General features: G+C 67.4%; 23 protein-coding genes. 13 read left to right on the top strand and 10 right to left on the bottom strand.

Annotated features, from left to right (window positions below):
- Window positions 1–117 precede the first annotated feature (117 nt).
- The 4 genes from BBX35_RS13775 (at window position 118) to BBX35_RS13760 (ending at window position 5,234) form a co-directional block, all read left to right on the top strand.
- A complete protein-coding gene (locus tag BBX35_RS13775; protein WP_067221086.1) occupies window positions 118–567 on the top strand; it encodes a MerR family transcriptional regulator in 450 nt (149 codons plus the stop codon).
- Window positions 568–914: 347 nt separating this feature from the next.
- Window positions 915–2,711, top strand: coding sequence for an acyl-CoA dehydrogenase C-terminal domain-containing protein (locus BBX35_RS13770; RefSeq protein ID WP_067221602.1), 1,797 nt, complete (start codon window positions 915–917; stop codon window positions 2,709–2,711).
- A 124-nt stretch (window positions 2,712–2,835) separates the two neighbouring features.
- The gene (locus BBX35_RS13765) at window positions 2,836–3,960 is read left to right on the top strand and encodes an acyl-CoA dehydrogenase family protein (RefSeq protein WP_067221599.1); all 1,125 of its coding nucleotides are present in this window, start codon (window positions 2,836–2,838) and stop codon (window positions 3,958–3,960) included.
- Window positions 3,961–4,025: 65 nt separating this feature from the next.
- Window positions 4,026–5,234 (top strand): acetyl-CoA C-acetyltransferase, encoded by a 1,209-nt coding sequence (locus tag BBX35_RS13760; RefSeq protein WP_067221083.1) that lies wholly within the window; start codon window positions 4,026–4,028, stop codon window positions 5,232–5,234.
- Window positions 5,235–5,263: 29 nt separating this feature from the next.
- Here BBX35_RS13760 and BBX35_RS13755 read toward each other — a convergent pair whose 3' ends face one another.
- On the bottom strand, window positions 5,264–6,025 hold the full coding sequence (locus tag BBX35_RS13755) for an EAL domain-containing protein (RefSeq protein ID WP_067221080.1): 762 nt from the start codon (window positions 6,023–6,025) through the stop codon (window positions 5,264–5,266).
- Between the two features lie 141 nt (window positions 6,026–6,166).
- Between BBX35_RS13755 and BBX35_RS13750 the strand changes: the two genes are divergently transcribed.
- Entirely contained in the window at window positions 6,167–8,386 is a 2,220-nt protein-coding gene (locus tag BBX35_RS13750; protein WP_067221077.1) for a 3-hydroxyacyl-CoA dehydrogenase NAD-binding domain-containing protein, read from the top strand.
- A 65-nt stretch (window positions 8,387–8,451) separates the two neighbouring features.
- Here BBX35_RS13750 and BBX35_RS13745 read toward each other — a convergent pair whose 3' ends face one another.
- The 3 genes from BBX35_RS13745 to BBX35_RS13735 form a co-directional block, all read right to left on the bottom strand.
- Window positions 8,452–8,844, bottom strand: coding sequence for a hypothetical protein (locus BBX35_RS13745; RefSeq protein WP_141687860.1), 393 nt, complete (start codon window positions 8,842–8,844; stop codon window positions 8,452–8,454).
- Window positions 8,823–9,248, bottom strand: coding sequence for a HEPN domain-containing protein (locus BBX35_RS13740; protein ID WP_083206290.1), 426 nt, complete (start codon window positions 9,246–9,248; stop codon window positions 8,823–8,825). Before BBX35_RS13740 ends, BBX35_RS13745 begins: the two co-directional genes overlap by 22 nt.
- A 66-nt stretch (window positions 9,249–9,314) precedes the next feature.
- Window positions 9,315–9,776: an META domain-containing protein gene (locus tag BBX35_RS13735; protein WP_067339505.1), complete on the bottom strand. Its 462-nt coding sequence runs from the start codon at window positions 9,774–9,776 to the stop codon at window positions 9,315–9,317.
- Window positions 9,777–10,182: 406 nt separating this feature from the next.
- Between BBX35_RS13735 and BBX35_RS13730 the strand changes: the two genes are divergently transcribed.
- Window positions 10,183–10,458 (top strand): DUF6460 domain-containing protein, encoded by a 276-nt coding sequence (locus tag BBX35_RS13730; protein WP_067221071.1) that lies wholly within the window; start codon window positions 10,183–10,185, stop codon window positions 10,456–10,458.
- Window positions 10,459–10,480: 22 nt separating this feature from the next.
- Here BBX35_RS13730 and BBX35_RS13725 read toward each other — a convergent pair whose 3' ends face one another.
- Complete coding sequence (locus BBX35_RS13725; RefSeq protein ID WP_067221594.1) at window positions 10,481–11,383, bottom strand: histone deacetylase family protein; 903 nt, start codon at window positions 11,381–11,383, stop codon at window positions 10,481–10,483.
- 119 nt (window positions 11,384–11,502) lie between these two features.
- A complete protein-coding gene (locus BBX35_RS13720; protein ID WP_067221068.1) occupies window positions 11,503–11,949 on the bottom strand; it encodes a MarR family winged helix-turn-helix transcriptional regulator in 447 nt (148 codons plus the stop codon).
- A 264-nt stretch (window positions 11,950–12,213) separates the two neighbouring features.
- On the opposite strand from BBX35_RS13720, the gene BBX35_RS13715 reads away from it, so the two are divergent.
- Complete coding sequence (locus tag BBX35_RS13715; protein WP_067221065.1) at window positions 12,214–12,486, top strand: metal/formaldehyde-sensitive transcriptional repressor; 273 nt, start codon at window positions 12,214–12,216, stop codon at window positions 12,484–12,486.
- A 58-nt stretch (window positions 12,487–12,544) separates the two neighbouring features.
- The gene (gene dmeF, locus BBX35_RS13710; RefSeq protein ID WP_067221064.1) at window positions 12,545–13,525 is read left to right on the top strand and encodes a CDF family Co(II)/Ni(II) efflux transporter DmeF; all 981 of its coding nucleotides are present in this window, start codon (window positions 12,545–12,547) and stop codon (window positions 13,523–13,525) included.
- Between the two features lie 29 nt (window positions 13,526–13,554).
- Here the strand turns inward: dmeF and BBX35_RS13705 are convergent, their stop codons facing one another.
- A complete protein-coding gene (locus BBX35_RS13705) occupies window positions 13,555–14,421 on the bottom strand; it encodes a LysR family transcriptional regulator (protein WP_067221062.1) in 867 nt (288 codons plus the stop codon).
- A 169-nt stretch (window positions 14,422–14,590) separates the two neighbouring features.
- On the opposite strand from BBX35_RS13705, the gene bla reads away from it, so the two are divergent.
- The 3 genes from bla to BBX35_RS13690 all read left to right on the top strand — a co-directional run bounded on the left by bla (window position 14,591) and on the right by BBX35_RS13690 (window position 17,838).
- Window positions 14,591–15,493 carry a class A beta-lactamase gene (gene bla / locus BBX35_RS13700; RefSeq protein WP_067221059.1) on the top strand — a complete coding sequence of 301 codons (903 nt, stop codon included), beginning with the start codon at window positions 14,591–14,593 and terminating at the stop codon, window positions 15,491–15,493.
- 112 nt (window positions 15,494–15,605) lie between these two features.
- On the top strand, window positions 15,606–15,971 hold the full coding sequence (locus BBX35_RS13695; protein WP_067221056.1) for a VOC family protein: 366 nt from the start codon (window positions 15,606–15,608) through the stop codon (window positions 15,969–15,971).
- A 520-nt stretch (window positions 15,972–16,491) separates the two neighbouring features.
- Window positions 16,492–17,838: an MATE family efflux transporter gene (locus BBX35_RS13690; protein ID WP_067221053.1), complete on the top strand. Its 1,347-nt coding sequence runs from the start codon at window positions 16,492–16,494 to the stop codon at window positions 17,836–17,838.
- Window positions 17,839–17,944: 106 nt separating this feature from the next.
- Here BBX35_RS13690 and choV read toward each other — a convergent pair whose 3' ends face one another.
- The 3 genes from choV to BBX35_RS13675 all read right to left on the bottom strand — a co-directional run bounded on the left by choV (window position 17,945) and on the right by BBX35_RS13675 (window position 20,887).
- Window positions 17,945–18,976, bottom strand: a complete 1,032-nt coding sequence (gene choV, locus BBX35_RS13685; RefSeq protein WP_067221052.1) for a choline ABC transporter ATP-binding protein — start codon at window positions 18,974–18,976, stop codon at window positions 17,945–17,947.
- Window positions 18,973–19,821, bottom strand: a complete 849-nt coding sequence (gene choW, locus BBX35_RS13680) for a choline ABC transporter permease subunit (RefSeq protein WP_067221049.1) — start codon at window positions 19,819–19,821, stop codon at window positions 18,973–18,975. The genes choV and choW overlap by 4 nt, the downstream gene beginning before the upstream one ends.
- Before the next feature lie 118 nt (window positions 19,822–19,939).
- Window positions 19,940–20,887 (bottom strand): choline ABC transporter substrate-binding protein, encoded by a 948-nt coding sequence (locus BBX35_RS13675; protein WP_067221046.1) that lies wholly within the window; start codon window positions 20,885–20,887, stop codon window positions 19,940–19,942.
- 650 nt (window positions 20,888–21,537) lie between these two features.
- Between BBX35_RS13675 and betI the strand changes: the two genes are divergently transcribed.
- The gene (betI, locus tag BBX35_RS13670; protein ID WP_067221043.1) at window positions 21,538–22,158 is read left to right on the top strand and encodes a transcriptional regulator BetI; all 621 of its coding nucleotides are present in this window, start codon (window positions 21,538–21,540) and stop codon (window positions 22,156–22,158) included.
- Window positions 22,159–22,162: 4 nt separating this feature from the next.
- A complete protein-coding gene (gene betA / locus BBX35_RS13665; protein ID WP_067221040.1) occupies window positions 22,163–23,818 on the top strand; it encodes a choline dehydrogenase in 1,656 nt (551 codons plus the stop codon).
- Window positions 23,819–23,821 lie beyond the last annotated feature (3 nt).

The following is a 23,821-nucleotide window of genomic DNA, read 5'->3' as shown; positions in this document are numbered from 1 at the left end:
CGGAATGTATCCCGGAGGCAGGTGACGCGATGTCACGACCTCACAAACCCGCAGGACCCGTGCGGAGCGATGGCTGCTCCTGCCCTTTGCATCCGCGGGACATTCAAGGAAAATGCCATGAGCGAAGCGCTCTCGGTCAACAACGATATCGTCGAAGCGGTGGCCGCAAAGGACGAGACGACGAAGAAGACGCTCTTCACCATCGGAGACCTTGCCAAGGAATTCGATGTCACCTTGCGCACACTTCGTTTCTACGAGGACAAGGGCCTCCTCAACCCGCGCCGCGACGGCATGACCCGCATCTACACAAGGCGAGACCGGGCCCGGCTGAAGCTGGTGCTGATGGGCAAGCGCGTCGGCTTCTCGCTCGCCGAGATCCTCGACATGCTCGACCTCTACGACCTGCGCGACGGACAGGTGACCCAGCTCAAGGTCGCGCTGTCGCGCTTCCAGGGCCAGATCGACGTGCTGGTGAAGCAGCGCCGCGACATCGACCAGGCGATCGAGGAGCTCGGCCGGACGGTCGAGATCGTCTCCGGCATGCTGAAGGAGAAGGAGAGCGACTGAGTCGCGCTTCCCGATCTCACGTCGGGCGGCATCGGCTGCCCGGCCCTTCGTAACGTTTTCCGAACCCGTGCCGCTCCCGCGGCGCGGGTTTTTGCGTCCCTCGCACCGATTTTGCTCCGCCGCGACGATTTTCGTGTCGAATCTTCGTGATTTCGCCCTGAATCGGATCGAGATTGACGGTTGCAGAGGATTTTTTCACGCGCCTGCCGTTGGGACATCCCTTGCGAGGCCCGGCCGGCAGCCATATAACGAGCTCAAGGTGACGTTTACGGAAACGTCAGGTCCGTGATGCAGACTGCCCGTCGCAACCGGCGCCACGGCCGGACCGACCTACCGGGAGGATGACCATGCCGAGCTACACCGCCCCCGTCCGCGATGTGATGTTCCTGCTGAACGAGGTGCTGGGCTTCGACCGCCACGGCAACCTGCCGGGCTTTGCCGATGCGACCCCCGATCTTCTCGAGGCGATCCTCAACGAGGGCGCGCGCTTCTGCCAGGACGAGCTGGCCCCGCTCAACGCCACCGGCGACCGCGAGGGCTGCACCCGCAACGACGACGGCAGCGTGACGACGCCCAAGGGCTTTCGCGACGCCTACGACACCTACAGGGAGAACGGCTGGATCGCCCTGTCGATGCCGGAGGAATATGGCGGCCAGGGCCTGCCGACCACGCTCAACTCGGTGATGCAGGAGTTCATTTCCGGCGCCAACCTTGCCTGGGGCATGTATCCGGGCCTGTCGCAGGGCGCGGCCGCCGCGATCCAGGTGCATGGCAGCGCGGAGCAGAAGGCGCTCTACCTGCCGAAGCTCGCCACCGGCGAGTGGTCGGGCACCATGAACCTGACCGAGCCGCATTGCGGCACCGACCTCGGCCTGATCAAGACCAAGGCCGTGCCGCAGGGCGACGGCACCTACCGCATCTCGGGCCAGAAGATCTTCATCTCCGCCGGCGAGCACGATCTCACCGAGAACATCGTGCATCTGGTGCTGGCCCGCATCGAGGGCGCGCCAGAGGGCACCAAGGGCATCTCGCTGTTCATCGTGCCGAAGGTCCTGCCCGATGGCGACGGGAAGCTTGGCGCGCGAAATGCAGTGTCCTGCGGCTCGCTGGAAGAGAAGATGGGCATCCACGGCAACGCCACCTGCGTCATGAACTACGACGAGGCGACCGGCTGGCTGATCGGCGAGGAGAACCGCGGCCTCAACGCCATGTTCGTGATGATGAACGAGGCACGCCTGGCCGTCGGCGTGCAAGGTCTCGCCCAGTCGGAGGTCGCCTATCAGAACGCCCTCGCCTATGCCCGCGAGCGGCTGCAGGGCCGGGCGCTGACCGGCCCGAAGAATCCGGACGGCAAGGCCGACCCGATCATCGTGCACCCGGATGTGCGTCGCACGCTGCTGTCGATCCGTGCCTTCAACGAGGCGGCCCGCGCGCTGGTCCTGTGGACCGCGCTGCAGTCGGATGTCTCGCACCGCTCGTCCGACAAGGGCGAGGCGCAGGCGGCGGACGACCACATGGGCCTGATGACGCCGGTCATCAAGGGCGTGCTCACGGACAAGGGCTTCGAGAACGCGGTGGCGGCGCAGCAGATGCTGGGCGGCCACGGCTATATCGAGGAATGGGGCATGTCGCAGTTCGTGCGCGATGCCCGCATCACCATGATCTACGAGGGCGCCAACGGCATCCAGGCGCTGGATCTCGTCGGACGCAAGCTGCCGCGCGACGGCGGCCGGGCGGTGATGGCCTTCTTCAACGAGGTCGGCACCTTCCTGAAGGAGATCTCGGGCGACGAGACCCTCGCCCCGCTCGCCGGGCCGCTCAAGGCGGGTCTCGACGACCTGCAGAAGGCGACCATGTGGTTCATGAGCAATGCCATGACCAAGCCGGACAATGCCGGCGCCGGCTCGACCGACTACATGCATCTCTTCGGCATCGTCGCGCTCGGCTACATGTGGGCGCGCATGGCGAAGAGCGCGCAGGCCGCCCTCGCCTCGGGAGCGGACGGCGACAAGACCTTCTATGAGACCAAGCTGACGCTCGCCCGCTACTTCATGGAACGGCACATGCCCGAGACCGGGCTGCGCCTTGCCCGGGTCTCGGCCGGCGCCGACACGATGATGGGCCTCGACGCCGCCGCGTTCTGAACGCAGCGCGAAGGCCCGAACGAAAAGGAGCGGCGCGCCTCGCGTGCCGCGCCCGCACAACGACAAGAACCGTCGCAGGGAGGAAAGCGGCTTGAACGTCTTGAACGCCGGAACGCCGGCATGGATGAGCGATGAACTGACGATGCTCGACGACGCGTTCTCGCGTTTTCTCGAGCGGGAGATCGCCCCGGACTACGAGGCCTGGGTGGAGGCCGGCTGCGTCACGCGCGAGGCGTGGGAAAAGACCGGCGCCGGCGGGTTCCTGTGCTCCGGCATGCCGGAAGAATATGGCGCGGCCGGCGGCACCTTCGCCCATGAATCCGTGATCATCCGCCGTCTCGGCCTTGCCGGGTTCGACCATTTCGGCATCGCGCTGCACTCGGCCATCGTCGCGCCCTACATCAAGCATTACGGCTCGCAGGAGCAGAAGGAGCGCTGGCTGCCGAAGCTCGCCTCGGGCGAGATGATCGGTGCCATCGCGATGACCGAGCCGGGCGCGGGCTCCGACCTGCAGGCGATCCGCACCAGTGCGGTGCGCGACGGCAACCACTACCGGATTTCCGGCGCCAAGACCTTCATCACCAACGGCCAACTGGCGAACCTGATCATCGTCGTCGCCAAGACCGATCCGGCGGCAGGGTCCAAGGGTGTCTCGCTCTTCGTGCTGGAGACGGACGGCGCGGACGGCTTCCGGCGGGGTCGCAACCTCGACAAGCTCGGCTTCAAGGGCAACGACACCTCGGAGCTGTTCTTCGACGACGTGCGCGTGCCGGCCGATGCGCTGCTGGGCCCGGAAGAGGGACGCGGCTTCTACCAGTTGATGGAACAGTTGCCGCAGGAGCGGCTTCTGGTGGCGGTGCAGGCGATGGCGGCGATCGAGCGCGCGCTCGCCCTCACCCTCGACTACGTCAAGGAGCGGCAGGCCTTCGGCAAGAGCATCCTCGACTTCCAGAACACCCAGTTCAAGCTGGCCGAGCTGAAGACCGAGGCGACCATCGGCCAGGTCTTCGTCAACGACTGCATCGCCCGGCATGTGGCCGGCGAGCTGGACGGAACGACCGCCTCGATGGCGAAATACTGGACCACCGACCTGCAGACCAAGGTCACGGACCAGTGCCTGCAGTTCTTCGGCGGCTATGGCTACATGAACGAATACCCGATCTCCCGGCTCTACGCCGATGCCCGCGTGCAGCGGATCTACGCCGGGACGAACGAGATCATGAAAGTGCTGATCGCCCGCAGTCTCTAGGGCTGTGGCTACGCATTCGCCGCCCCTGACGGGGCCGGACGGCAGGACGGATCAAGGAGGCATTGATGGCCGACGCACTGATTTTCGACCATGTTCGCACGCCGCGCGGGCGCGGCAAGAAGGACGGCGCGCTCTATGAGGTGCCGGCGGTGCGGCTGGCGGCCGAACCGCTAAAGGCGCTGCGCGAGCGCAACGGGCTCGATACGAAGCTCGTCGACGATGTGGTCCTCGGCTGCGTCGATCCGGTCGGCGAAGCGGGCGGCGACATTGCCCGGGCCGCGGTCTTTGCCGCCGGCTACGACCACGCGGTGCCGGGCGTCCAGCTCAACCGGTTCTGCGCCTCCGGTCTCGATGCCGTGAACTTCGGCGCGGCGCAGGTGATGGCGGGCCAGCACGACCTCGTCGTCGCGGGCGGCGCGGAGTCCATGAGCCGCATCGGCATCGGTGCCTCGGGCGGTGCCTGGCCGGTCGACCCTGAGGTCGCCCTGCCCTCCTATTTCATGCCGCAGGGCGTTTCGGCCGACCTCATCGCCAGCAAGTACGGCTTCTCCCGCGACGATGTCGACGGCTACGCGGTGGAAAGCCAGAAGCGCGCGGCAAACGCCTGGAACAAGGGCTACTTCTCCCGCTCCGTCGTGCCGGTGCGCGACCTCAACGGGCTGACCATCCTCGACCGCGACGAGCACATGCGGCCCGAGACCGACATGCAGTCGCTGGCCGCGCTGAACCCGTCCTTCGAGATGATGGGCCAGATGGGCGGCTTCGACGCGGTGGCGATCCAGGCCCATCCCGAGCTTGCCGGCATCACCCACGTGCACCACGCGGGCAATTCGTCGGGCATCGTAGATGGGGCCGCCGCTGTTCTCATCGGCAACCGCAAGGCGGGGCGCAAGGCCGGCCTGACGGCGCGCGCGCGCATCCGCGCCTTCGCCAATATCGGTTCGGAGCCGGCCCTGATGCTGACCGGTCCGGTCGACGTCACCGAGAAGCTGCTGGCGAGCGCGAAGATGTCGCTGAAGGACATCGACCTGTTCGAGATCAACGAGGCCTTCGCCTCGGTGGTGCTGCGCTACCGGCAGGCCTTCGCCCTCGACCCGGCCATCGTCAACGTCAACGGCGGGGCCATCGCCATGGGCCATCCGCTGGGCGCCACCGGCGCGATGATCCTCGGCACCGTGCTCGACGAGCTGGAGAGGCGGGACCTCAACACCGCGCTGGTGACACTGTGCATCGGCGCCGGCATGGGCACGGCAACGATCATCGAGCGGGTGTGAGCGTGACGGGGCCCGGCGAAATGGCGGAGCTAGGCGACCTGCGCGACCTTCACACGGTCGAAGGCGGGCAGCGCGGCCAGGGTCGGACGTGCCAGGTAGTAGCCCTGCACGAGCGAGATGCCCGCCGCCCGCAGCACCGTCAGCTCGGCCTCGGTCTCGATACCTTCGGCAAGCACCGTGATGTCGAGCTGGCGGCAGATGCCGATGATGCCGGCAACGATCGCCTGGCGGGCCGGGCTGGTGTCGATGTCGCGCACCAGGTCCATGTCGATCTTGACCAGATCGGGCTGGAAATTGGCGAGAAGCTTGAGGCCGGCATAGCCGGCGCCGAAATCGTCGATGGCCGTGAGGAAACCGCGCCGCTTGTATTCGGCGATGATGCCCTTGACGTGCCCGGTGTCGATCATCGGTTCGTTTTCGGTGAATTCGAACATGATCCGGTCGAGTGCAAATCCGGCGCGACCTGCGGCGAGCAGCGTCGTGCGGATGCAGGCGGCCGGGTCGTAGACGGCATTCGGCATGAAATTGATGGACAGCCGCGTGTCGCCGTCGCCGAAAAGCTCGGCAGCCAGCTCGATCGCCTTGACCCGGCAGGCCTGATCGAAGCGGTAGCGATTTTCCGGGGTGACCTGCGAGAGAATTGCACCGGCCGGCATTCCGTCGATGCCGCGGACCAGAGCTTCGTAGCCCCATACACGGTTCCGGCCGAGATCGATGATCGGCTGGAACGCCATGGTGAAATCAAAGTCCAGACGAGCGCCTTCGCGGCACCCTTCGCACTGTCCGCTCATCCGGCTCGCTCCCGCTGGTATCCCGTTACCCCAGCACGTTCTACCAGCCCAAAATTGCCATTTGCTTACCCGGCGCACCCGCATGGCTGCGCATTTTCCCAACGCAACAACGGCACGCCCTACTGACCTCAGGAGGCCGACATGGCTTACAGGAACTTCACCCTGACCACCGACGCCGGCATCGCCCAGATCGTCTGGGACATGCCGGGCAAGAGCATGAACGTCATCGACATGTCGGTGATGGACGAGCTGGACGCCATCGTCGATGCGGTGGCGGGCGATGCGGGCCTCAAGGGCGCCGTCATCACCTCGGGCAAGGCGGCCTTTTCCGGCGGCGCCGACCTCACCATGCTGGAAGGGCTGCTGCGCGACTTCCACGCCAAGCGGGCGAAGGATCCGGAAGAGGCGGCGCGCATGCTGTTCGACGGCTCCCGGCGCCTGTCGCAGATCTTCCGCAAGCTGGAGACCTGCGGCAAGCCGTTCGTCGCGGCGATCAACGGCACCTGCATGGGCGGGGCGACGGAACTGGCGCTCGCCTGCCACGCGCGGGTTGCGACCGAGGACGATGCCTTCAAGATGGCCCTGCCGGAGGTCAAGGTCGGTCTCTTCCCCGGCGCCGGCGGCACCCAACGCGTCATGCGCATGGCCGACAGCCAGCAGGGCCTGCAGTTCCTGCTGCAGGGCAAGACGCTGAACGCCGCACAGGCGAAGGCGATGAAGCTGATCGACGAGACCGCCCCGGCCAAGAAGCTGGTCGCGGCGGCCGTGAAGATGCTGAAAGCGGGCGTCGATCCGGTCAAGCCGTGGGACCAGAAGGGCTTCCGCCTGCCGGGCGGGGGGATCTACTCGCCGGCCGGCTTCCAGTTCTGGCCGGCGGCCAACGCCATCTACCGGCGCGAGACCCATGACAACTATCCCGGCGCCCGGGCCCTGCTGCAGGCGGTCTACGAAGGCCTCCTGATGCCGATGGACCAGGCGCTGACGGTGGAAAGCCGCTACTTCGCCCATGTGCTGCAGACGCCGGAAGCGGCCAACATGATCCGCTCGCTGTTCGTCTCCATGCAGGAGTTGAACAAGGGCGCCCGCCGGCCGACCTCGGTCAAGCCGAACCGCATCCGCAAGGTGGGCATTCTCGGCGCCGGCTTCATGGGCGCCGGCATTGCCTATGTCACGGCAAAGGCCGGCATCGACGTGGTGCTGATCGACCGCGACCAGGCGGCGGCAGACAAGGGCAAGGCCCATTCCGACGAGCTGGTCTCCAAGGCGATCAAGCGCGGCCGGGCCAGCGAGGCCGACAAGGTGGCGCTGCTGTCGCGCATCACCGCAACGCCGGACTACGAGGCGCTGGCGGATTGCGATCTGGTCATCGAGGCAGTGTTCGAGGACCGCGAGGTCAAGCGCGTCGTCACCGAGAAGGCCGAGGCGGTGCTGAAGTCGAAGGCGATCTACGCCTCCAACACCTCGACCCTGCCGATCACCTCGCTCGCCGAGGCCTCGAAGCGGCCGAAGAACTTCATCGGCATCCACTTCTTCTCGCCGGTCGACAAGATGATGCTGGTCGAGGTGATCCTCGGCAAGAAGACCGGCGACAAGGCGCTGGCCATGGCGCTCGACTACATCAAGGCGATCAGGAAGACACCGATCGTGGTGAACGACTCGCGCGGCTTCTACACCTCGCGCGTCGTCATGACCTATATCCGCGAAGGCCTGATGATGCTGGCCGACGGGGTTCCGGCCGCGATGATCGAGAATTGCGGCCGCATGGCCGGCATGCCGGTCGGCCCGCTGTCGCTCGGCGACGAGGTGGCGCTGGACCTTGCCTGGAAGATCGTCTCGGCAACGCGCAAGGACCTCGGCGTCAAGTATGTGGAAGGCCCGCTCGACAACATCCTGGAAGAGATGGTCGTCAAGCGCGAGCGGTTCGGGCGCAAGAACGGCAAGGGCTTCTACGACTATCAGGGCCGCGACAAGAAGCTGTGGCCCGGCATTCCCGAGGTGGTCGGCAAGCCCAAGTCCGCCGATGCCTTCGACGTGGAGGAGCTGAAGCAGCGCTTCCTCGTCATGCAGGCGCTGGAGACGGCGCGGATCTTCGAGGAGAACTGCCTGACGGACGTGCGCGAGGCGGATGTCGGATCGATCCTCGGCTTCGGCTTCGCACCGTTCACCGGCGGCACGCTGTCCTATATCGACGGCATGGGCACCGCCGCCTTCACCGAGCTGTGCCGCAAGTTCACCAAGAAGTGGGGCCCCCGCTTCAAGCCGAACCGCCTGCTCAAGGAGATGGCCAAGACCGACGCCCGCTTCTACGAGCGCTTCGCCCCCGAAAAGGGACCGGACGCGAGCGCGCGCGAGGCGGCATAGGCCGCCGTGTCATTCACGCTCACCACAAATGCGAAGGGCGGCCTCGGCCGCCCTTTTGCGTTACCTCAGGAGGCGACCGGCTCCGGTTCGACGAAGACCGGCACAACATCGAAGACGTAATGTTCGCCGAACAGGTTGTTTCTCAGGTTCTTTCCAGTGAAATCGCGAATCTGCTGGAACTTGCGGATACCGAGCATGACCGGATGGTCGTTCCGCACCAGCTTTACCCGGCCGGGTTCGAGCCCGCCGAGCCGGCCGAAATCCCGCCCGACTATCGTGGCGACACGCATATAGGCGTCGTGCAGATCGACATCGGCATTGGCAAGCGCCAGCCAGAGACGCCAGGACGTCTCGCTTTCCTCGTCGCGCACCCAGGCCGCGGATGTGACCGCCAGCCCTTCCCTATTCAGTTCGTCCACCAGAAATCTGGCGGACGTCACCAATACTGCCTGATCCATGGCAGGATCCCCGTCTCCGGCTCGCCTGTGGCGGCGAGCATGCGTTCGGTATCGACCTGCGGTATTATCGCGTAGCGGGCCTCGACTTTCCACTCCTTGACGATTGCCCAGTTGGCGGCGAAGCCCGGTTCGTCGCGGGCCTGGCGCTCCAACTCGCCCCGAAGGTTCGCCGTACCCAGGAGCGCATCGAGATCATGCTTGTATATCTGCTCGACAAGCTTGCGCTCCGGAATCGCATGCTCCCGGAACTGGCCTGCTATCCGGGCCTTGATTGCTATTTCCACCGAGTATCCGCACAGGTAATAGGCGGCAGAGTAGCGTCGATTGTCGAAAAGAAGCCTTGCATCCGCAAGCTTCTCCTCTGCGACTTTGCGAAGGTCGTCCCGATGCAGCCATGCCGTCATACGATGCAATCTCAACCAGAAATAGCAATCTGTTGAGACTATCCATCCAGCCGCAAAACGCCAGCCTTACTTGTTGACCAGCAGCAGCACGGCCGCGCCGGACTGGTCGCGCAGCAGCACGCGGCCGGGCATGCCGTCGATCTGCTTCACCGCCGGGAAGAAATGCAGGAACCGGCGCTCGATATCTCCGGACGGCCCTTCGCAGGCCATTTCCGTCGCCATCACCCGGGTCGAGACCGCGAGCGCGTGTCCCATCTGCTGCAGGGTGCCGCGCAGGCGGTTGCAGCCGGCCGAAGCGAGCCACATCCCGTGCCGGTCGATGGTCACTTCCGTGCGGCTGGACAGGCCCTGATCGACATCGACCAGCGCGCCGCCGGGCGCTGCCAGCGCCTCGATCCGCCAGGTACCGGTGACGGAGAGGTCCTGCGCCTCGGCCTTCGAGGGATGGGCGGCAAGGCCGACCAGCGGCGCGGTGGCGAGCGCGAGGACGGCGAACTTTCGCAAGGCGGCAAGGGTCTGAAGAGACATGACGACGGGCATTCCTGGCTTGACGGGTCCATGCCGCAACAGCACGGAGCCTTCGGCTTCGACGGTCGGTTCGCTTCCCGGCTCCGCGCGATCCCGGACGGGACCGCGATGCCGGGCCGTAGCCGGGCGGCTCCGAAAAGAAGCGCCGGCGATGAGAACGCTTGTCGGCCCGCCGCCTCCCGAGCCGCCGCGATCCGGCCAAACGCCGTGAGAATCGCCCGCGTTCAATGGCACGAGATGTCTCGCTCCAATGTGGCATCATATTGACAATATCGCAGAGGGTGCACCCGAAATCCGCCCGGGCCATTTTGCGTTTGATCCGGCGCCTCCTGCCGCCTACATCTCGGGGACACGGGATGGTGCGCAGGCCTTGCGCGCGCCCGGCAGCCCTTGCAGGAACCAGCGCATGTCCAACAGCCCGATCAGCCGCTTTCTCGGAGACTCGCCCGCCCGGGTGATCCTCAAGCTGTTGTTCCTGTCCTTCGTCGTCGGCGTGCTGATGTCGGCGCTCGGCCTCTATCCGCTCGACATCTTCGACGGCATCGTCTCCTTCGTCCGCCGCCTGTGGAACCTCGGTTTCGAGGCGCTCGGCCAGCTCGGCGGCTATTTCGTGCTCGGCGCCATGGTGGTGATCCCGGTGTGGGTGGTGCTGCGGCTGATGAGCCTCGGCCGGCGCAGCTGAGCCGGCGCCTCCCCTTGCGGCTTCAGGCGACCTCTGCCGCTGCCCGGTGCAGGATCGTGTGGCGACGCGCCAGCCTGTCGATATCCTCCAGATAGCCGCCGCCGATGACCCCGGCGAGCGGGATGCCCGCCTTGCGCACCTGCTCCACCACATAGCGGTCGCGGGCGGCCAGTCCCTCGTCGCTCAGCGACAGCCGGCCCAGCCGGTCCTCCTCGTGCGGATCGACGCCGGCATTGTAGAACACGATGTCGGGGCGAAAGCGCGCGAGCGCTGCCGGCAGCACATCGGCCAGCGCCTGCAGATAGGCCGCATCCCGCAAGCCATCCTCCAGCGGCACGTCGAGGGTCGAGGGCACCTTGCGGACGGGATAGTTGCGGGCCGCATGCAGCGACAGCGTGAAGACCGCCTCGTCGCCGGCGAAGATCTCGGCGGTGCCGTCGCCCTGATGGACATCGAGATCGACGACCATGGCGCGCCGGATCGCCCGATCCGCCATCAGCAGGCGGATCGCGACCGCGACATCGTTGAAGACGCAGAACCCCGCCCCGTGCGAGCTGCGGGCGTGGTGGCTGCCGCCGGCAGTGTTGCAGGCGATGCCCCGGTCCAGCGCCAGAAGCGCGGTCAGCACCGTGCCGGCGGTGGCGCAGCGGGCGCGAAAGCCGACGCTCTCGCTCATCGGCAGGCCGATCTCGCGGGCGATGGGCGCCGGCACGTCGGCGGCGAAGACCTGGTCGACATAGGTCCGGTCGTGGGCGAGCGCGATCCACTCCGCCGGTGCAGGAGCGGGACGGTGAAAGCCCCCTTCCGCGACCAGCCCATCCTCGACAAGCACGTCCGCCACGCGGCGAAACTTGTTCATCGGAAAGCGGTGGGCGGCGGGGATATCGGCGCAGAAGGCCGGATGATGGACGATGGCAAGCGACATGCGGAACTTCGAACCCGGTTGCAAGACCAAGTGGGGACAGACGTTTATACGCTCCGCAGGCCGCAGGAGACCAGTGCGGGGGCATCCCGTGGCGGAACGCCCCCGCACCTTGCAGGGTCTCAGACGATGGCCGCCCTCAAGGGGACCGTCCGGCTCGCCGCCGGACCGGCCAGACCGCGATGCAATTCGGCCAGTTGGCCCTCGCTGATCGACATGGCCGGCAGGCCGGCAACCACGTCGGCAACGATCGCATCGGCATCGGCAAGCAGCACCTCTCCGGCCTGCGTCAGCCGCGCGAGGCTCTGGCGGGCATCGCGCTCGCCCTTTTCCGTGACCACATAGCCGAGCTTCTCCAACGGCTTCAGCGCGCGGGTCACCGCCGAGGGCGTCAGACCGACGGACTGGGCCAGCTCCACCCGCATGGCGCGGCTGCCGGGAAACTCCGACAGGCTCTTGAGCAGGCGGTACTCGCGGAAGCTGACGCCGCGGGCGCCGGCAAGCGGGCGGTCGAGCCGTTTCTCGATGAGGCCGGCAATGTCGAGAAGGGTGAAGACAAGCGCGTTCATGACACGAAACCTTCCGTTTGCGTGATTGTTGCAGTCTATATACGTGAGTCTTCACGCATTTCAAGAGGCGATGGGTTCAAGCAGGGAAATCCGGCGCCAACCCTCGCCCGCCGCGCTGTCCAACCATGTCCGAATGCCGGCCTCCCCGGTGCGCCTCTGCCCCGCATGACGCGTCAGACACCGCGAGGCGCTGACGGACTTCCCATTTCGGATCGGGTATAATATAGTCCCCTATACTATATCAGGAAGGCACGGACAGGCACGATGTCCCATACCGTTCGCGACGGTCAGAAGCTGATTGCCCGGGTTCGCCGTCTCAAGGGGCAGCTCGAAGGCATCGAGCGCGCGCTGGAGGCCCAAAAGCCCTGCGCCGAAATCCTGCGTCAGCTCGCCTCCGCGAGAGGCGCCCTGAGCGGCCTCACCGCGGAAGTGATGGAAGGCCACCTTCACGAGCATGTCCTGCATGCCGAGACCGAGGCCGAGCGCCGGCAGGGCAGCGAGGAGCTGCTCGAGGTCATCCGCACCTACATGAAATAGACCGGCATGAAATAGGCCGGCATCAAACAGGCCGGGCAGCCGGCGACAGGAGAGTGCAATGGCACCCGAGACCACCCCCACCTACACGCATGGACACGACTTTCTCGGCGCGCAGCATGGGCGCAACGAGCGTCGGGTCTGGCTGGTCATTGCCCTGACGGCAACGATGATGGTCGTCGAGATCGCCGCCGGCACGCTCTTCGGCTCGATGGCACTGCTCGCCGACGGCTGGCACATGGCCACCCACGCGGCCGCCCTGCTGATCACCGCCCTTGCCTACCTGTTCGCACGCCGGCATCGCAACGATCCGCGCTTCAGCTTCGGCACCGGAAAGCTCGGCGATCTCGGCGGCTTCGCCAGTGCCATCGTGCTGGCGCTCGTCGCGCTGCTCATCGGATGGGAAAGCCTGCTGCGCCTCGCCAACCCGGTGGCGATCAGCTTCGAGCAGGCGATTGCCGTCGCCGTCATCGGGCTGGTGGTGAACCTCGCCTGCGCCTGGCTGCTCAGGGACGATCATGGTCACCATCATCATCATTCCCATCAGGGCCATCATCATCACGACCACACCCACCACGGCGCGCACGACCATTCCGGCCACGGCCCGGCGCGCGACAACAACCTGCGCGCCGCCTACCTGCATGTGCTGGCCGACGCCCTGACATCGGTTCTCGCGATTGCCGCATTGCTGCTCGGACGCAGCCAGGGCTGGCTCTGGGCCGATCCGCTGATGGGCGTCGTCGGTGCGCTGATCATCGCGCGCTGGTCGTGGGGCCTGATCCGCGCGACCGGCGCGGTGCTGCTGGACCGCACGCCCGAGGACGAGAACCTGCCGGAGGAGATCCGCGAGGCGATCGAGACCGCAGGCGACCGCATCTGCGACCTGCATGTCTGGCAGGTCGGGCCCGGCCACCACGCCGCCATCGTGTCCCTGGTGTCGAACGCGCCGAGGGACCCAGCGCATTACAAGGCACGACTCGCTCGGATCGCGGCGCTGTCCCACATCACGGTCGAGGTTCAGCCGGCACCGCAGCCGGCCTGAGCCCGAACTACGGCTGCCTTGCCTCTCCTTCAGCCCGCCTCGTCCGCGATCCACTGGTGAAAGGCACGCATGGCCGGCGTCTGCCGGCGCGATTTCAGCCAGGTCAGCCAGTAGGCGCCGAGCGAGGCGTCCACCGCGAAGGGGCGGACCACCCGTCCCTCCTCGATCTCGCGCGCAAACATCGCGACCGGCACCAGGGCAACGCCCGCCCCCAGCGTCGCCGCCTCCACCAGCGCCCTTGAGGAATCGAACATGAAGCCGCGCGCCGGCAGCGGCTCGAGCCCGGCCATGCGGAACCAGGCCGCCCATTCGTCCTGCCGGTAGGACCGCAGCAGATCCTCACCGGCCAGATCGGCGGGCTGCCGGAGCCGTGCCGCGACCTGCGGCGCGCAGACCGGCGAGAACGGCGCCTCCATCAGCCGCACCGCATCCGTCGCGTGCCAGGCGCCATCGCCGAAGCGGATGAACAGGTCGAGCCCGTCGAGCAGCATGTCGGCCCGGTTGTTGTTGGTCTTCAGCCGCAGGTCGACATGGGGGTTACGCTCGCGAAAGCGCGAGAGGCGCGGCAGCAGCCAGCCGATGGCGAAGGTGCCGACGACGCCGATGGTCAGGATCTCGCGGAAATTGCCCTGCTCGAACTGGCTCAATGTCGCGCTCATCCGGCGGAAGGCGTCGGTCAGCACGGGCAGCAAGGCCTGCGCCTCGTCGGTGAGCGCGAGGCCGCGCGGCAGGCGCTTGAACAGGGTCAGGCCGAGCGTGTCCTCCAGCGCCTTCACCTGATGGCTGATCGCGGTCTGGGTCACCCGCAGCTCCAGTCCGGCGCGGGTGAAGCTGCCGAGCCGCGCCGAGGCCTCGAAGGCGCGCAGCGCATTGAGCGGCAGGTGCGAGACGTCCATGAGCTTCTCTCCAAGACCAAGATTTTCTCATGTCTAATCCCAGAATTGATCGTTTGGCGAGGGTCTCGTGTTTGCGCATGATCGCTCCCGCAGGCTGGGAGGCCATCCAGCGCCCTGCTGCCGCACCGACCGGCGCAGGCCGCACGCTTTCACGACGGAGATGAAATCCATGTTCAAACTGTCCCGCCGGCAGGCTCTTGCCGGCTCGCTTCTGCTCGCCCCGACGCTGGCTGCCGGCACCACTCTGGTGACCATGCCCGCCCGTGCCGGCTCGGCCGATGTCGCCGATATCGAGGGGCGCCTTGCCGCGCTGGAACGCGAGCAGGGCGGCCGCCTCGGCATCGCCATCCACGACGTTGCCAGCGGGCAGACCTTCGGCAATCGGCTGGATGAACGCTTTTTGATGGCCTCCACGTTCAAGCTGATGCTCGCCGCCTTCGTGCTCGCCCGCGTCGACCGGGAGGAGGAGCAGCTCGACCGGCGCATCCCCTTCACCAAGCGCGACCTGGTGTCCTGGTCGCCGGGCACGGAAAAGCACGCCGGCGGCCCCGGCCTGACGGTCGCCGAACTGTGCGAGGCGACGATGACCATGAGCGACAACACCGCCGCCAACCTGCTGCTGGCAAGCTTCGGCGGCCCGGCCGCGCTGACGGGGTTCGCCCGCTCGCTCGGCGACGAGACCACACGCCACGACCGGACGGAGCCGGCGCTCAATGCCCATGACGGGCCCGACGACGAGCGCGATACCACCACGCCGGCAGCAATGGCGGAGACCCTGCGCAAGCTGCTGTTCGGGGATGCGCTGTCGCGCCGCTCGCGCGACCGGCTGACCGCGTGGATGGTCACCAATCGGACGGGCGATGCGCGCCTGCGCGCCGGCTTTCCCGCCGACTGGCTGGTCGGCGACAAGACCGGCACCAGCGGCAAGGGTCACGCCAACGACATCGGCGTCGCCTGGCCGAGCGGGCGCGGCGCGCTGATCGTCATCGCCTATTGCGAGATGCCCAAGGCCGAGGCGAAGACACGCGACGCCACCATCGCCGAGATCGCCCGCATCGCCGCCTCCATCTGAGGCACTTTGGGCGGGATGGCCTTGCTGCCGTCCCGCCCCATCCGACATTTCTTCAAGGCACGGACGGGCCGCTCCCCTATCCTCTCCGCAGAGCAATCCAGGGGAGCCCCGCATGACCGTCAGGCGCATCGTCGCGAATATCGCCGTCACCGACACCGGGCCGTCCACGGCCTTCTACCGGGACATTCTCGATCTCGAGCCGGTGATGGACCACGGCTGGATCGTCACGCTGGCTGCCGCCGGCGCCAGTCCGGCACGCCCGCAGATTGGCATCGCCACGCAAGGCGGCTCGGGCACGCCGGTGCCGGACCTCTCCATCGAGGTCGACGACCTCGATACGGTCATCGTCCGCATCGAACGCGCCGGACTTCGCCCGGAATACGGGCCGGTCAGCGAGCCCTGGGGCGTGCGCCGCCTGTTCCTGCGCGATCCGAGCGGACGCCTGCTCAACATCCTGGAGCATGCGGGGGACGAGTAAGTCGAAAGCAGAGCGCACCGCCCCCTCCTCCCTCTCCTTTGTCATTCCGGGCAAGGCGAAGCCGCGACCCGGAACCGGCGAGCCGAGGGCGTCTCGGATGCGCTCCCGGATGATCCACCAGCGCCCTGCCTTCGCTGCCGCTGTCATACCTGCGAAGGCAGATATCCAGTATCCGCCGGGGCGGGTGGTGTCGTGAAAGCAGCGACCTGAGGCCGTCCGGCGGCAGTGCCGAGGCGGGAGCCGCGCCACCTGTGGTTACTGGTTCCCGGTCTTCGGCTGCGCCGAAACCGGGACGACAGCCAGTGAGTGGAGTTCGCGCCGCGTGGTCGGCCGCCACTGCTTCGCCCCCACCCCTCCATTCGTCCTCCCGAACGGCGCGCGGCAAACCGCAAGAGAAACCTGCTGCCTTCTCACATCCCCCCCGCAGCCACATCCCGTTTGACCGTTCCACCTCTGTTCGCTAGCGTCCGGCCAAACGACTCTCCTGCCCGCCTGCACCCCGCATTTTGAGCCAAGCCAGATGACGAGCCAGCCCGGCGCCGTGCGCCCGTTCGACGTGACCAGCCGCAGCGTGCTTGCCATCGCGGTGCCGATGACGCTCGCCTATCTGTCGACGCCGCTGCTCGGTCTGGTCGACACGGCGGTGATCGGCCAGCTCGGCGATGCCGCGCTCCTCGGCGGCATCGCGCTCGGCGGCGTGCTGTTCGACATCGTCTTCACCAGCTTCAACTTCCTGCGCGCCGGCACCACGGGCCTCACCGCGCAGGCCGCCGGTGCGGGCGACGGCGAGGAAGAGCGCGCCGTCCTGTTCCGCGCCGTGCTGCTGGCGCTGGTGCTCGGCGCGGCGGTGATCGTGCTGCAGCAGCCCGCGCTCACCGCCGGCCTCTGGCTGATGGGCGGCAGCCCTGAGGTACAGGCCGCGACCACCAGCTATTTCGCGATCCGCGCCTTCTCCGCGCCGCTGGCGCTCGCCAATTACGCGTTCCTCGGCTGGTTCATCGGCCGTGGCCGGGCCATGACCGCGCTCGGGCTGCAGACCTGGCTGAACGGCTTCAACATCGCCCTCTCGGTCCTGTTCGTGCTGTATTTCGAGTGGGGCGTCGCGGGCGTTGCCGCCGCCACCGTCGCGGCCGAGGCGCTGACCGCGCTGGCCGGCACGGTGCTGGCCGCCCGCGCCCTGTCGGGCCGGCCGCTCCCTACCCGCGCGCAGGTGTTCGACAAGGTCCGCTTCAAGCGGATGATGGCGCTCAACGGCGACATTCTGGTCCGCTCCTTCGCGCTGATCACCGCCTTCGCCTTCTTCATGTCGCGCTCGGCCGCACAGGGCGACACCGTGCTGGCGGCCAATGCCATCCTGGAGAAGCTCTTCATGGTGGCGAGCTTCTTCCTCGACGGCCTTGCAACGGCGGCCGAGCAGCTGGCGGGCCGCGCGGTCGGGGCGCGCTACCGCCCGGCCTTCGACCGCTCGCTGAAGCTCAGCCTCGTCTGGGGCTATGTGCTCGCCGGGTTGATTTCGCTGGTCTTCTTCTTCGCCGGCCCGCTGCTCATCCATGCGATGACGACGGCGGAGGACGTGCGTCAGGTCGCGATCGCTTACTTAAGCTGGGCGGCGGCGACGCCTCTGTTCGGCGTCCTCGCGTTCCAGATGGACGGGGTGTTCATCGGCGCCACCTGGTCGCGCGACATGCGCAACATGATGCTGCTGTCGCTGGCGCTCTACTTCGCCGCCTACGCCGTCGCCTTCCCGCTGCTCGGCAATCACGGCCTGTGGCTGGCCTTCACCGTGTTCCTGGCGGCGCGCGGCTTCTCGCTTCTGGCGATCACCGGCCGGCGCGCGCGGGAGACCTTTCCCGCGCTCCCCGCCTGAGCGAGACCGGCTGCAGCATTCACATTTTCCCGCCAGTCGGGGAAACGCTCTGTCTTTTTTCGCAATTCCGGACGGAAAACCGGTTCCCACTTTTCCTGGAATTGCTTCAGCGCAGGCAGTCGAGGATCTCGCCCTCGCCCACCAGCCCCAGCGGCGTGTCGCCGTCGCAGACCAGCACCGGCGCCTCGGCGGAGCGCTTCAGGGCGATCACCTCGCGCACCGGCGTTTTCGGCGCACAGCGCGGCGCGCCGTCCAGCCCGCTCGCCTCGCCCTCGCCCAGCGGACGCATGATGTCGCGGGCGCGCAGCACCCCGAGCGGGTTCATGTGCGCCACGAACTCCGCCACATAGTCGCTCGCCGGCTTGCGCACGATCTGCTGCGGCGTGCCGAGCTGGATCACCCGCCCGCCCTCCATGATGGCGATGCGGTTGCCGATCTTGGCCGCCTCGTCGAGGTCGTGACTGACAAAGACGATGGTCTTGTTGAGCTTGTCCTGCAGCGCCAGCAGCTCGTCCTGCAGATGCCCGCGGATCAGCGGATCGAGCGCGGAGAACGGTTCGTCCATCAGGAGGATCGGCGCGTCGGTGGCGAAGGCGCGGGCCAGCCCGACGCGCTGCTGCATGCCGCCAGACAGCTCGTGCACATACTTGTCGCCCCACTGGGCAAGGCCGACCAGCTCCAACTGCTCGTCGACCTTGCGCCGGCGCTCGCGCGTCGGCAGTCCGGCCAGCTCCAGCCCGAAGCCGACATTCTCGCGCACCGTGCGCCAGGGCAGCAGCGCGAATTGCTGGAACACCATGGCGATGCGGCCGCGGCGCAGCGCGCGCAGCTCCTGCGGTGCGCAGGCGGACGGGTTCACGGAAGCATCGCCATTGTGCACCAGCACCTCGCCGCGGGTGATCTGGTTCAGCCCGTTGACGGCGCGCAGCAGCGTCGATTTGCCGGAGCCCGAAAGGCCCATCAGCACGATCAGCTCACCCTCCTCGATGTCGAAGCTGGCGCCGGCGACCCCGAGGATTTGGCCGGTCTCGTCCTGGATCTCGGCGCGGCTGCGGCCGGCATCGATCAACGGCAGCGCCGCCTGCGGGCGCTTGCCGAAGACGATGTCGACATTGCGGAACGAAACGGCGGCGGTCATCGGCTGCCCTCCCCTTCGTTGCGGTTGCGGAAGAAGCGGTCGAGCACGATCGCCACCAGCACGATGGCGATGCCGACCTCGAAGCCCTGCGCGATGTTGACGGTGTTGAGCGCGCGCAGGGTCGGCACGCCGAGCCCGTCGGCGCCGACGAGAGCTGCAATCACCACCATCGACAGCGACAGCATGATGGTCTGGGTCAGGCCGGCCATGATCTGCGGCAGCGCGTAGGGCAGTTCCACCTTCCACAACAGCTGCCAGCCGGTGGCGCCGAAGGCCTCGCCCGCCTCGATCAGCTGGCGCGGGGTCGAGGAAACGCCGAGCTGGGTCAGGCGGATGGGCGCAGGAATGGCGAAGATCACTGTGGCGATCAGGCCCGGCACCATGCCGAGGCCGAACAGGATCAGCGCCGGGATCAGATAGACGAAGGTCGGGATCGTCTGCATCAGGTCGAGGACGGGACGCATCGCGGCATAGAGCTTGGGCCGGTGCGCCGCGGCAACGCCGAGCGGCACGCCGATCGCCATGCACACGGCGGAGGCGGCGATGACCAGCGACAGGGTCTCGGTCGTCTGCGTCCAGTAACCCTGGTTGATGATCAGCAGCAGGCTCGCGGCGACGAAAAGGGCGAAGGAAACGCGCCGCTGCACCACATAGGCCAGCACCGTTGCGGCGATCACCACCGCCACCGGGCCGGGCGCCTGCAGGAGCCATAAGATGCCGTCGATCAGGGTTTCGAGCACCGCCGAAATGCCGTCAAACACCCAATAGGCGTTGGCGGTGAGCCAGTCGACCAGGGCCTTCGCCCAGGAGCCGATGGGAATCTTGTGTTGGGTGAGCCAGTCCACGCGCAGCCTCGCCGTTCGTTCTTGTGATCTTGTGCGGGAGCGTGCCGCCTGCCCGCAGGGCGAATGCGGTCCGCCCGCGCGCGGCCCTCAGGGGTCACGCGCGGGCGAACGGGATGGGTCAGAGGCCGAGGGCGCCGTTCAGGGCTGCCTTGGCATCGCCGCCGTCGAAGGTGGTCACACCCTCGAGCCAGGCATCGGCAACGCCCGGGTTGGCCTTCAGCCAGGCGGTCGCGGCCGCGTTCGGCTCGGTGCCGTCATTGAGGATCGCGCCCATGATCTCGTTCTCCATCTGGAGCGAGAACTCCAGGTTCTGGAGGAACTTGCCGACATTCGGGCACTCGTTCACATAGCCGGCGCGCACGTTGGTGTAGACCGTGGCGCCGCCGTAGTTCGGGCCGAACACCTCTTCGCCGCCCTCCAGATACGCCATGTCGATATTGGCGTTCATCGGATGCGGCTCCCAGCCCAGGAACACCATGTCCTGCTTGCGCGGTACGGCGCGCGAAACCTGCGACAGCATGCCGGCTTCCGAGCTCTCGACGATGTCGAAGCCCTTGAGGCCGAACTTGTCGCCCTCGATCATGTCGATGATCAGGCGGTTGCCGTCGTTGCCGGCCTCGATGCCGTAGATCTTGCCGTCGAGATCGTCCTTGAACTTGGCGATGTCGGCGAAGGACTTCAGGCCCTTGTCATAGGTGTATTGCGGCACGGCGAGCGTGTATTTGGCGCCTTCCAGATTGGCGCGCACGGTCTCCACCGAGCCGTCCTCGCGATAGGCCTTGATGTCGCCCTCCATGGTCGGCATCCAGTTGCCGAGGAAGACGTCGATGTCCTTGTTCTTCAGCGAGGCATAGGTCACCGGCACGGAGAGGATCTTGACGTCCGGCTGGTAGCCCAGCGCGCCGAGCACGACCGAGGCGGTGGCGGTGGTGGCGGTGATGTCGGTCCAGCCGACATCGGAGAAGCGGACGGTCTTGCAGGCTTCGGCTTCCGCCGCCATGGCGGTCGGCGCGGCCAGACCCAGGGCAAGGGCTGCAGCGCCGAAGCGCAGGGCAAGGGTGGTCATCAGCTTGTGTCCTCCTGACAGGGCGGGACGACCGGAACGGCCGGCCCGCATGCGGGGTTGCAGCGCCGCGGTAGATCCGCATGCGCCGATGGTGGGCCGGCCAAAGGGTCGCGGCGGCACGAGATCCCGACGCGCGATCCGCGGCAAGCGCGGCGCGCAGGGGTTCGAAGGGCGGGGCGGGAGGTCCCGCGCACCGGCAGCACGGCCGGCGGCCAGGGGCGACGGGAGCCGCCCGGGGTGCGGCAATCGGGGCGCGATACGCGCTCGCCGGATGCCGCGGCCGGGCAGCATGGCCCGGCACGAAAGAACCGGACCTCCCTGCCCGTTTCGATGCGCATCAAAACATTTTTGAACGCAATAGGCAATTCCCCGCACGTTTTTCGTTTTTTCATTGATTGAACGGCCAATCAAAATTATTCCTTGAAGAGCAAGGCGCGCCGGCCGACACCGACCGGAAAGCGCATCCGCCGCGCAGCACGCTCCTGTGGACGGGCTGCCGCCGAGGACCAACGCAGCGGCTGCCGCCGGCGGCCTGCCCTCCCCTCGACCGGCGGCGCATCTCAGGGACAGGACCGCACATGCCGCCCGGCCTCGGGCGGGGCGGATCGCAACCTTCAGAACGAACGGGGCGGGCTGGAAACGGAGCGGACATGCCGCGAATCGGAATGGAAACCCATCGCCGCAAGGCCTTGATCGACGCGACCGTCGCGACGATCCACGAGCGAGGCTTCGGCGATGCGACGATGGCGGAGATTGCGCGGCGCGCCGGCGTCTCGGGCGGGCTCGCGCATCACTATTTCGGCTCCAAGGCCGGGCTGCTCAACGCCACCATGCGGTTCCTGCTCACCGACCTGTCGCGCGAGACCCGCGAGCGGATGGCCGGGGCGGAGGGCCCGCGCGCGCGCATCTCGGCGATGATCTCGGCCAGCTTCGCGCCGACCCAGTTCCAGCCGGCCCTGATCTCGGCCTGGCTCGCCTTCTACCTGCAGGCGCGCACCGATGCCGAGACGCGCCGCCTGCTGCGCATCTATCACCGCCGCCTCGTCTCCAACCTCGCCCATGCCTTTGCCGCGCTCATTCCCGGCGAGCGGGCCCGCCATGCGGCCGAGGGCACCGCGGCGATGATCGACGGGCTCTGGCTGCAGCACATTTTCGCCGACGGGCCGCCGCAGCCGCGCAATGCCATCCGCCGGGTCGAGGACTATGTCGAGCGCCAGATCGCCGCGCCCTCCTCGGCCGCCACAGACACCGCACACAAGGGGAACGGATAGACCCATGCAGGACGCGACACATATCGTCGTCGGCTCCGGCTCGGCCGGCGCCGCCCTCGCCTATCGCCTGTCGGAAGACCCGGCCAACAAGGTCCTGGTGCTGGAGGCCGGCGGTACGGATATCGGCCCCTTCATCCAGATGCCGGCTGCGCTCAGCTACCCGATGAACATGTCGCGCTACGACTGGGGCTACCGGAGCGAGCCGGAGCCGCATCTCGGCGGGCGCCGGCTGGCGACGCCGCGCGGGCGCGTCATCGGCGGCTCCTCCTCGATCAACGGCATGGTCTATGTGCGCGGCCATGCGCGCGACTTCGACACCTGGGAGGAGATGGGCGCGCGCGGCTGGTCCTATGCCGACGTCGCCCCCTATTTCGAGCGGATGGAGACGAGCCATGGCGGCGAGGCCGGTGTGCGCGGCACCTCCGGCCCGCTGCACGTCACCCGCGGCACCAAGTGGAATCCGCTCTATGCCGCCTTCGTCGAGGCCGGGCGCCAGGCCGGCTACGAGGCGACGCCGGACTATAACGGACTGAAGCAGGAAGGCTTCGGCGACATGGAGATGACCGTGTGGCGGGGCCGGCGCTGGTCCACCGCCAACGCCTATCTGCGTCCGGCGCTGAAGCGGCCCAACATCCACCTGTTCACGGGCGTCACCGTCACCCGCGTGCTGTTCGAGGGCACGCGCGCAACCGGCGTCGAGTTCCGGCGCGGCGGGCGCCTCGAGAGGGTGAGCGCCTCGGCCGAGGTGATCCTCGCCGCCTCGTCCATCAACTCGCCGAAGATCCTGATGCTGTCCGGCATCGGCGACGGCGCCGCGCTCAGCGCCCTCGGCCTGCCCGTCCTCGCCAACCGTCCGGGCGTCGGCGCCAATCTGCAGGACCATCTGGAACTCTATATCCAGCAGGCCTGCATCCAGCCGATCACCCTCTACAAGCACTGGAACCTGATCTCCAAGGCCATGATCGGCGCGCAGTGGCTGTTCACCGGCACCGGGCTCGGCGCCTCCAACCATTTCGAGGCCTGCGCCTTCATTCGCTCGCGCGCCGGCATCGAGTATCCGGACATCCAGTACCACTTCCTGCCCTTCGCCGTGCGCTATGACGGCAAGGCGGCAGCCGAAGGGCACGGCTTCCAGGCGCATGTCGGGCCGATGCGCTCGAAGTCGCGCGGCCGCGTGGCCCTGACCTCGCCCGATCCGATGGCCGATCCCTCGATCCTGTTTAACTACATGTCGCACCCGGAGGACTGGGAGGACTTCCGCGCCGCCATCCGCCTGACGCGGGAGATCTTCGGCCAGGAGGCCTTCACCCCCTATCGCGGCCGCGAGATCCAGCCGGGCGCCGACGTCCAGTCCGACACCGAGCTCGACGATTTCATCCGCGAGCATGCCGAGAGCGCCTACCACCCCTGCGGCACCTGCCGCATGGGCGCGGCGGACGATTCCCTCGCGGTGGTCGACCCGCAGGGCCGGGTGATCGGCGTCGAGGGCTTGCGCGTTGCCGACAGCTCGATCTTCCCGCAGATCACCAACGGCAATCTCAACGCCCCCTCGATCATGGCCGGCGAGAAGATCGCCGACCACGTCATGGGCCGCGAGCCATTGCCGCGCTCCAACAAGGAGCCGTGGATCCATCCCGACTGGCGGACAGCCCAGCGCTGACGC

The organism is Stappia indica, assembly GCF_001696535.1.
In the GTDB taxonomy this organism is placed as follows: Bacteria; Pseudomonadota; Alphaproteobacteria; order Rhizobiales; family Stappiaceae; genus Stappia; species Stappia indica.
This window is presented reverse-complemented; position numbering and strand designations above follow the sequence as displayed.

What these genes read in the sequence shown, in the direction of transcription:
- BBX35_RS13775 (WP_067221086.1), top strand. Translation starts at nt 118, where the DNA reads ATGAGCGAAGCGCTCTCGGTCAACAACGATATCGTCGAAGCGGTGGCC.
- BBX35_RS13770 (WP_067221602.1), top strand. Translation starts at nt 915, where the DNA reads ATGCCGAGCTACACCGCCCCCGTCCGCGATGTGATGTTCCTGCTGAAC.
- BBX35_RS13765 (WP_067221599.1), top strand. Translation starts at nt 2,836, where the DNA reads ATGAGCGATGAACTGACGATGCTCGACGACGCGTTCTCGCGTTTTCTC.
- BBX35_RS13760 (WP_067221083.1), top strand. Translation starts at nt 4,026, where the DNA reads ATGGCCGACGCACTGATTTTCGACCATGTTCGCACGCCGCGCGGGCGC.
- BBX35_RS13755 (WP_067221080.1), bottom strand. Translation starts at nt 6,025, where the DNA reads ATGAGCGGACAGTGCGAAGGGTGCCGCGAAGGCGCTCGTCTGGACTTT.
- BBX35_RS13750 (WP_067221077.1), top strand. Translation starts at nt 6,167, where the DNA reads ATGGCTTACAGGAACTTCACCCTGACCACCGACGCCGGCATCGCCCAG.
- BBX35_RS13745 (WP_141687860.1), bottom strand. Translation starts at nt 8,844, where the DNA reads ATGGATCAGGCAGTATTGGTGACGTCCGCCAGATTTCTGGTGGACGAA.
- BBX35_RS13740 (WP_083206290.1), bottom strand. Translation starts at nt 9,248, where the DNA reads ATGACGGCATGGCTGCATCGGGACGACCTTCGCAAAGTCGCAGAGGAG.
- BBX35_RS13735 (WP_067339505.1), bottom strand. Translation starts at nt 9,776, where the DNA reads ATGTCTCTTCAGACCCTTGCCGCCTTGCGAAAGTTCGCCGTCCTCGCG.
- BBX35_RS13730 (WP_067221071.1), top strand. Translation starts at nt 10,183, where the DNA reads ATGTCCAACAGCCCGATCAGCCGCTTTCTCGGAGACTCGCCCGCCCGG.
- BBX35_RS13725 (WP_067221594.1), bottom strand. Translation starts at nt 11,383, where the DNA reads ATGTCGCTTGCCATCGTCCATCATCCGGCCTTCTGCGCCGATATCCCC.
- BBX35_RS13720 (WP_067221068.1), bottom strand. Translation starts at nt 11,949, where the DNA reads ATGAACGCGCTTGTCTTCACCCTTCTCGACATTGCCGGCCTCATCGAG.
- BBX35_RS13715 (WP_067221065.1), top strand. Translation starts at nt 12,214, where the DNA reads ATGTCCCATACCGTTCGCGACGGTCAGAAGCTGATTGCCCGGGTTCGC.
- dmeF (WP_067221064.1), top strand. Translation starts at nt 12,545, where the DNA reads ATGGCACCCGAGACCACCCCCACCTACACGCATGGACACGACTTTCTC.
- BBX35_RS13705 (WP_067221062.1), bottom strand. Translation starts at nt 14,421, where the DNA reads ATGGACGTCTCGCACCTGCCGCTCAATGCGCTGCGCGCCTTCGAGGCC.
- bla (WP_067221059.1), top strand. Translation starts at nt 14,591, where the DNA reads ATGTTCAAACTGTCCCGCCGGCAGGCTCTTGCCGGCTCGCTTCTGCTC.
- BBX35_RS13695 (WP_067221056.1), top strand. Translation starts at nt 15,606, where the DNA reads ATGACCGTCAGGCGCATCGTCGCGAATATCGCCGTCACCGACACCGGG.
- BBX35_RS13690 (WP_067221053.1), top strand. Translation starts at nt 16,492, where the DNA reads ATGACGAGCCAGCCCGGCGCCGTGCGCCCGTTCGACGTGACCAGCCGC.
- choV (WP_067221052.1), bottom strand. Translation starts at nt 18,976, where the DNA reads ATGACCGCCGCCGTTTCGTTCCGCAATGTCGACATCGTCTTCGGCAAG.
- BBX35_RS13675 (WP_067221046.1), bottom strand. Translation starts at nt 20,887, where the DNA reads ATGACCACCCTTGCCCTGCGCTTCGGCGCTGCAGCCCTTGCCCTGGGT.
- betI (WP_067221043.1), top strand. Translation starts at nt 21,538, where the DNA reads ATGCCGCGAATCGGAATGGAAACCCATCGCCGCAAGGCCTTGATCGAC.
- betA (WP_067221040.1), top strand. Translation starts at nt 22,163, where the DNA reads ATGCAGGACGCGACACATATCGTCGTCGGCTCCGGCTCGGCCGGCGCC.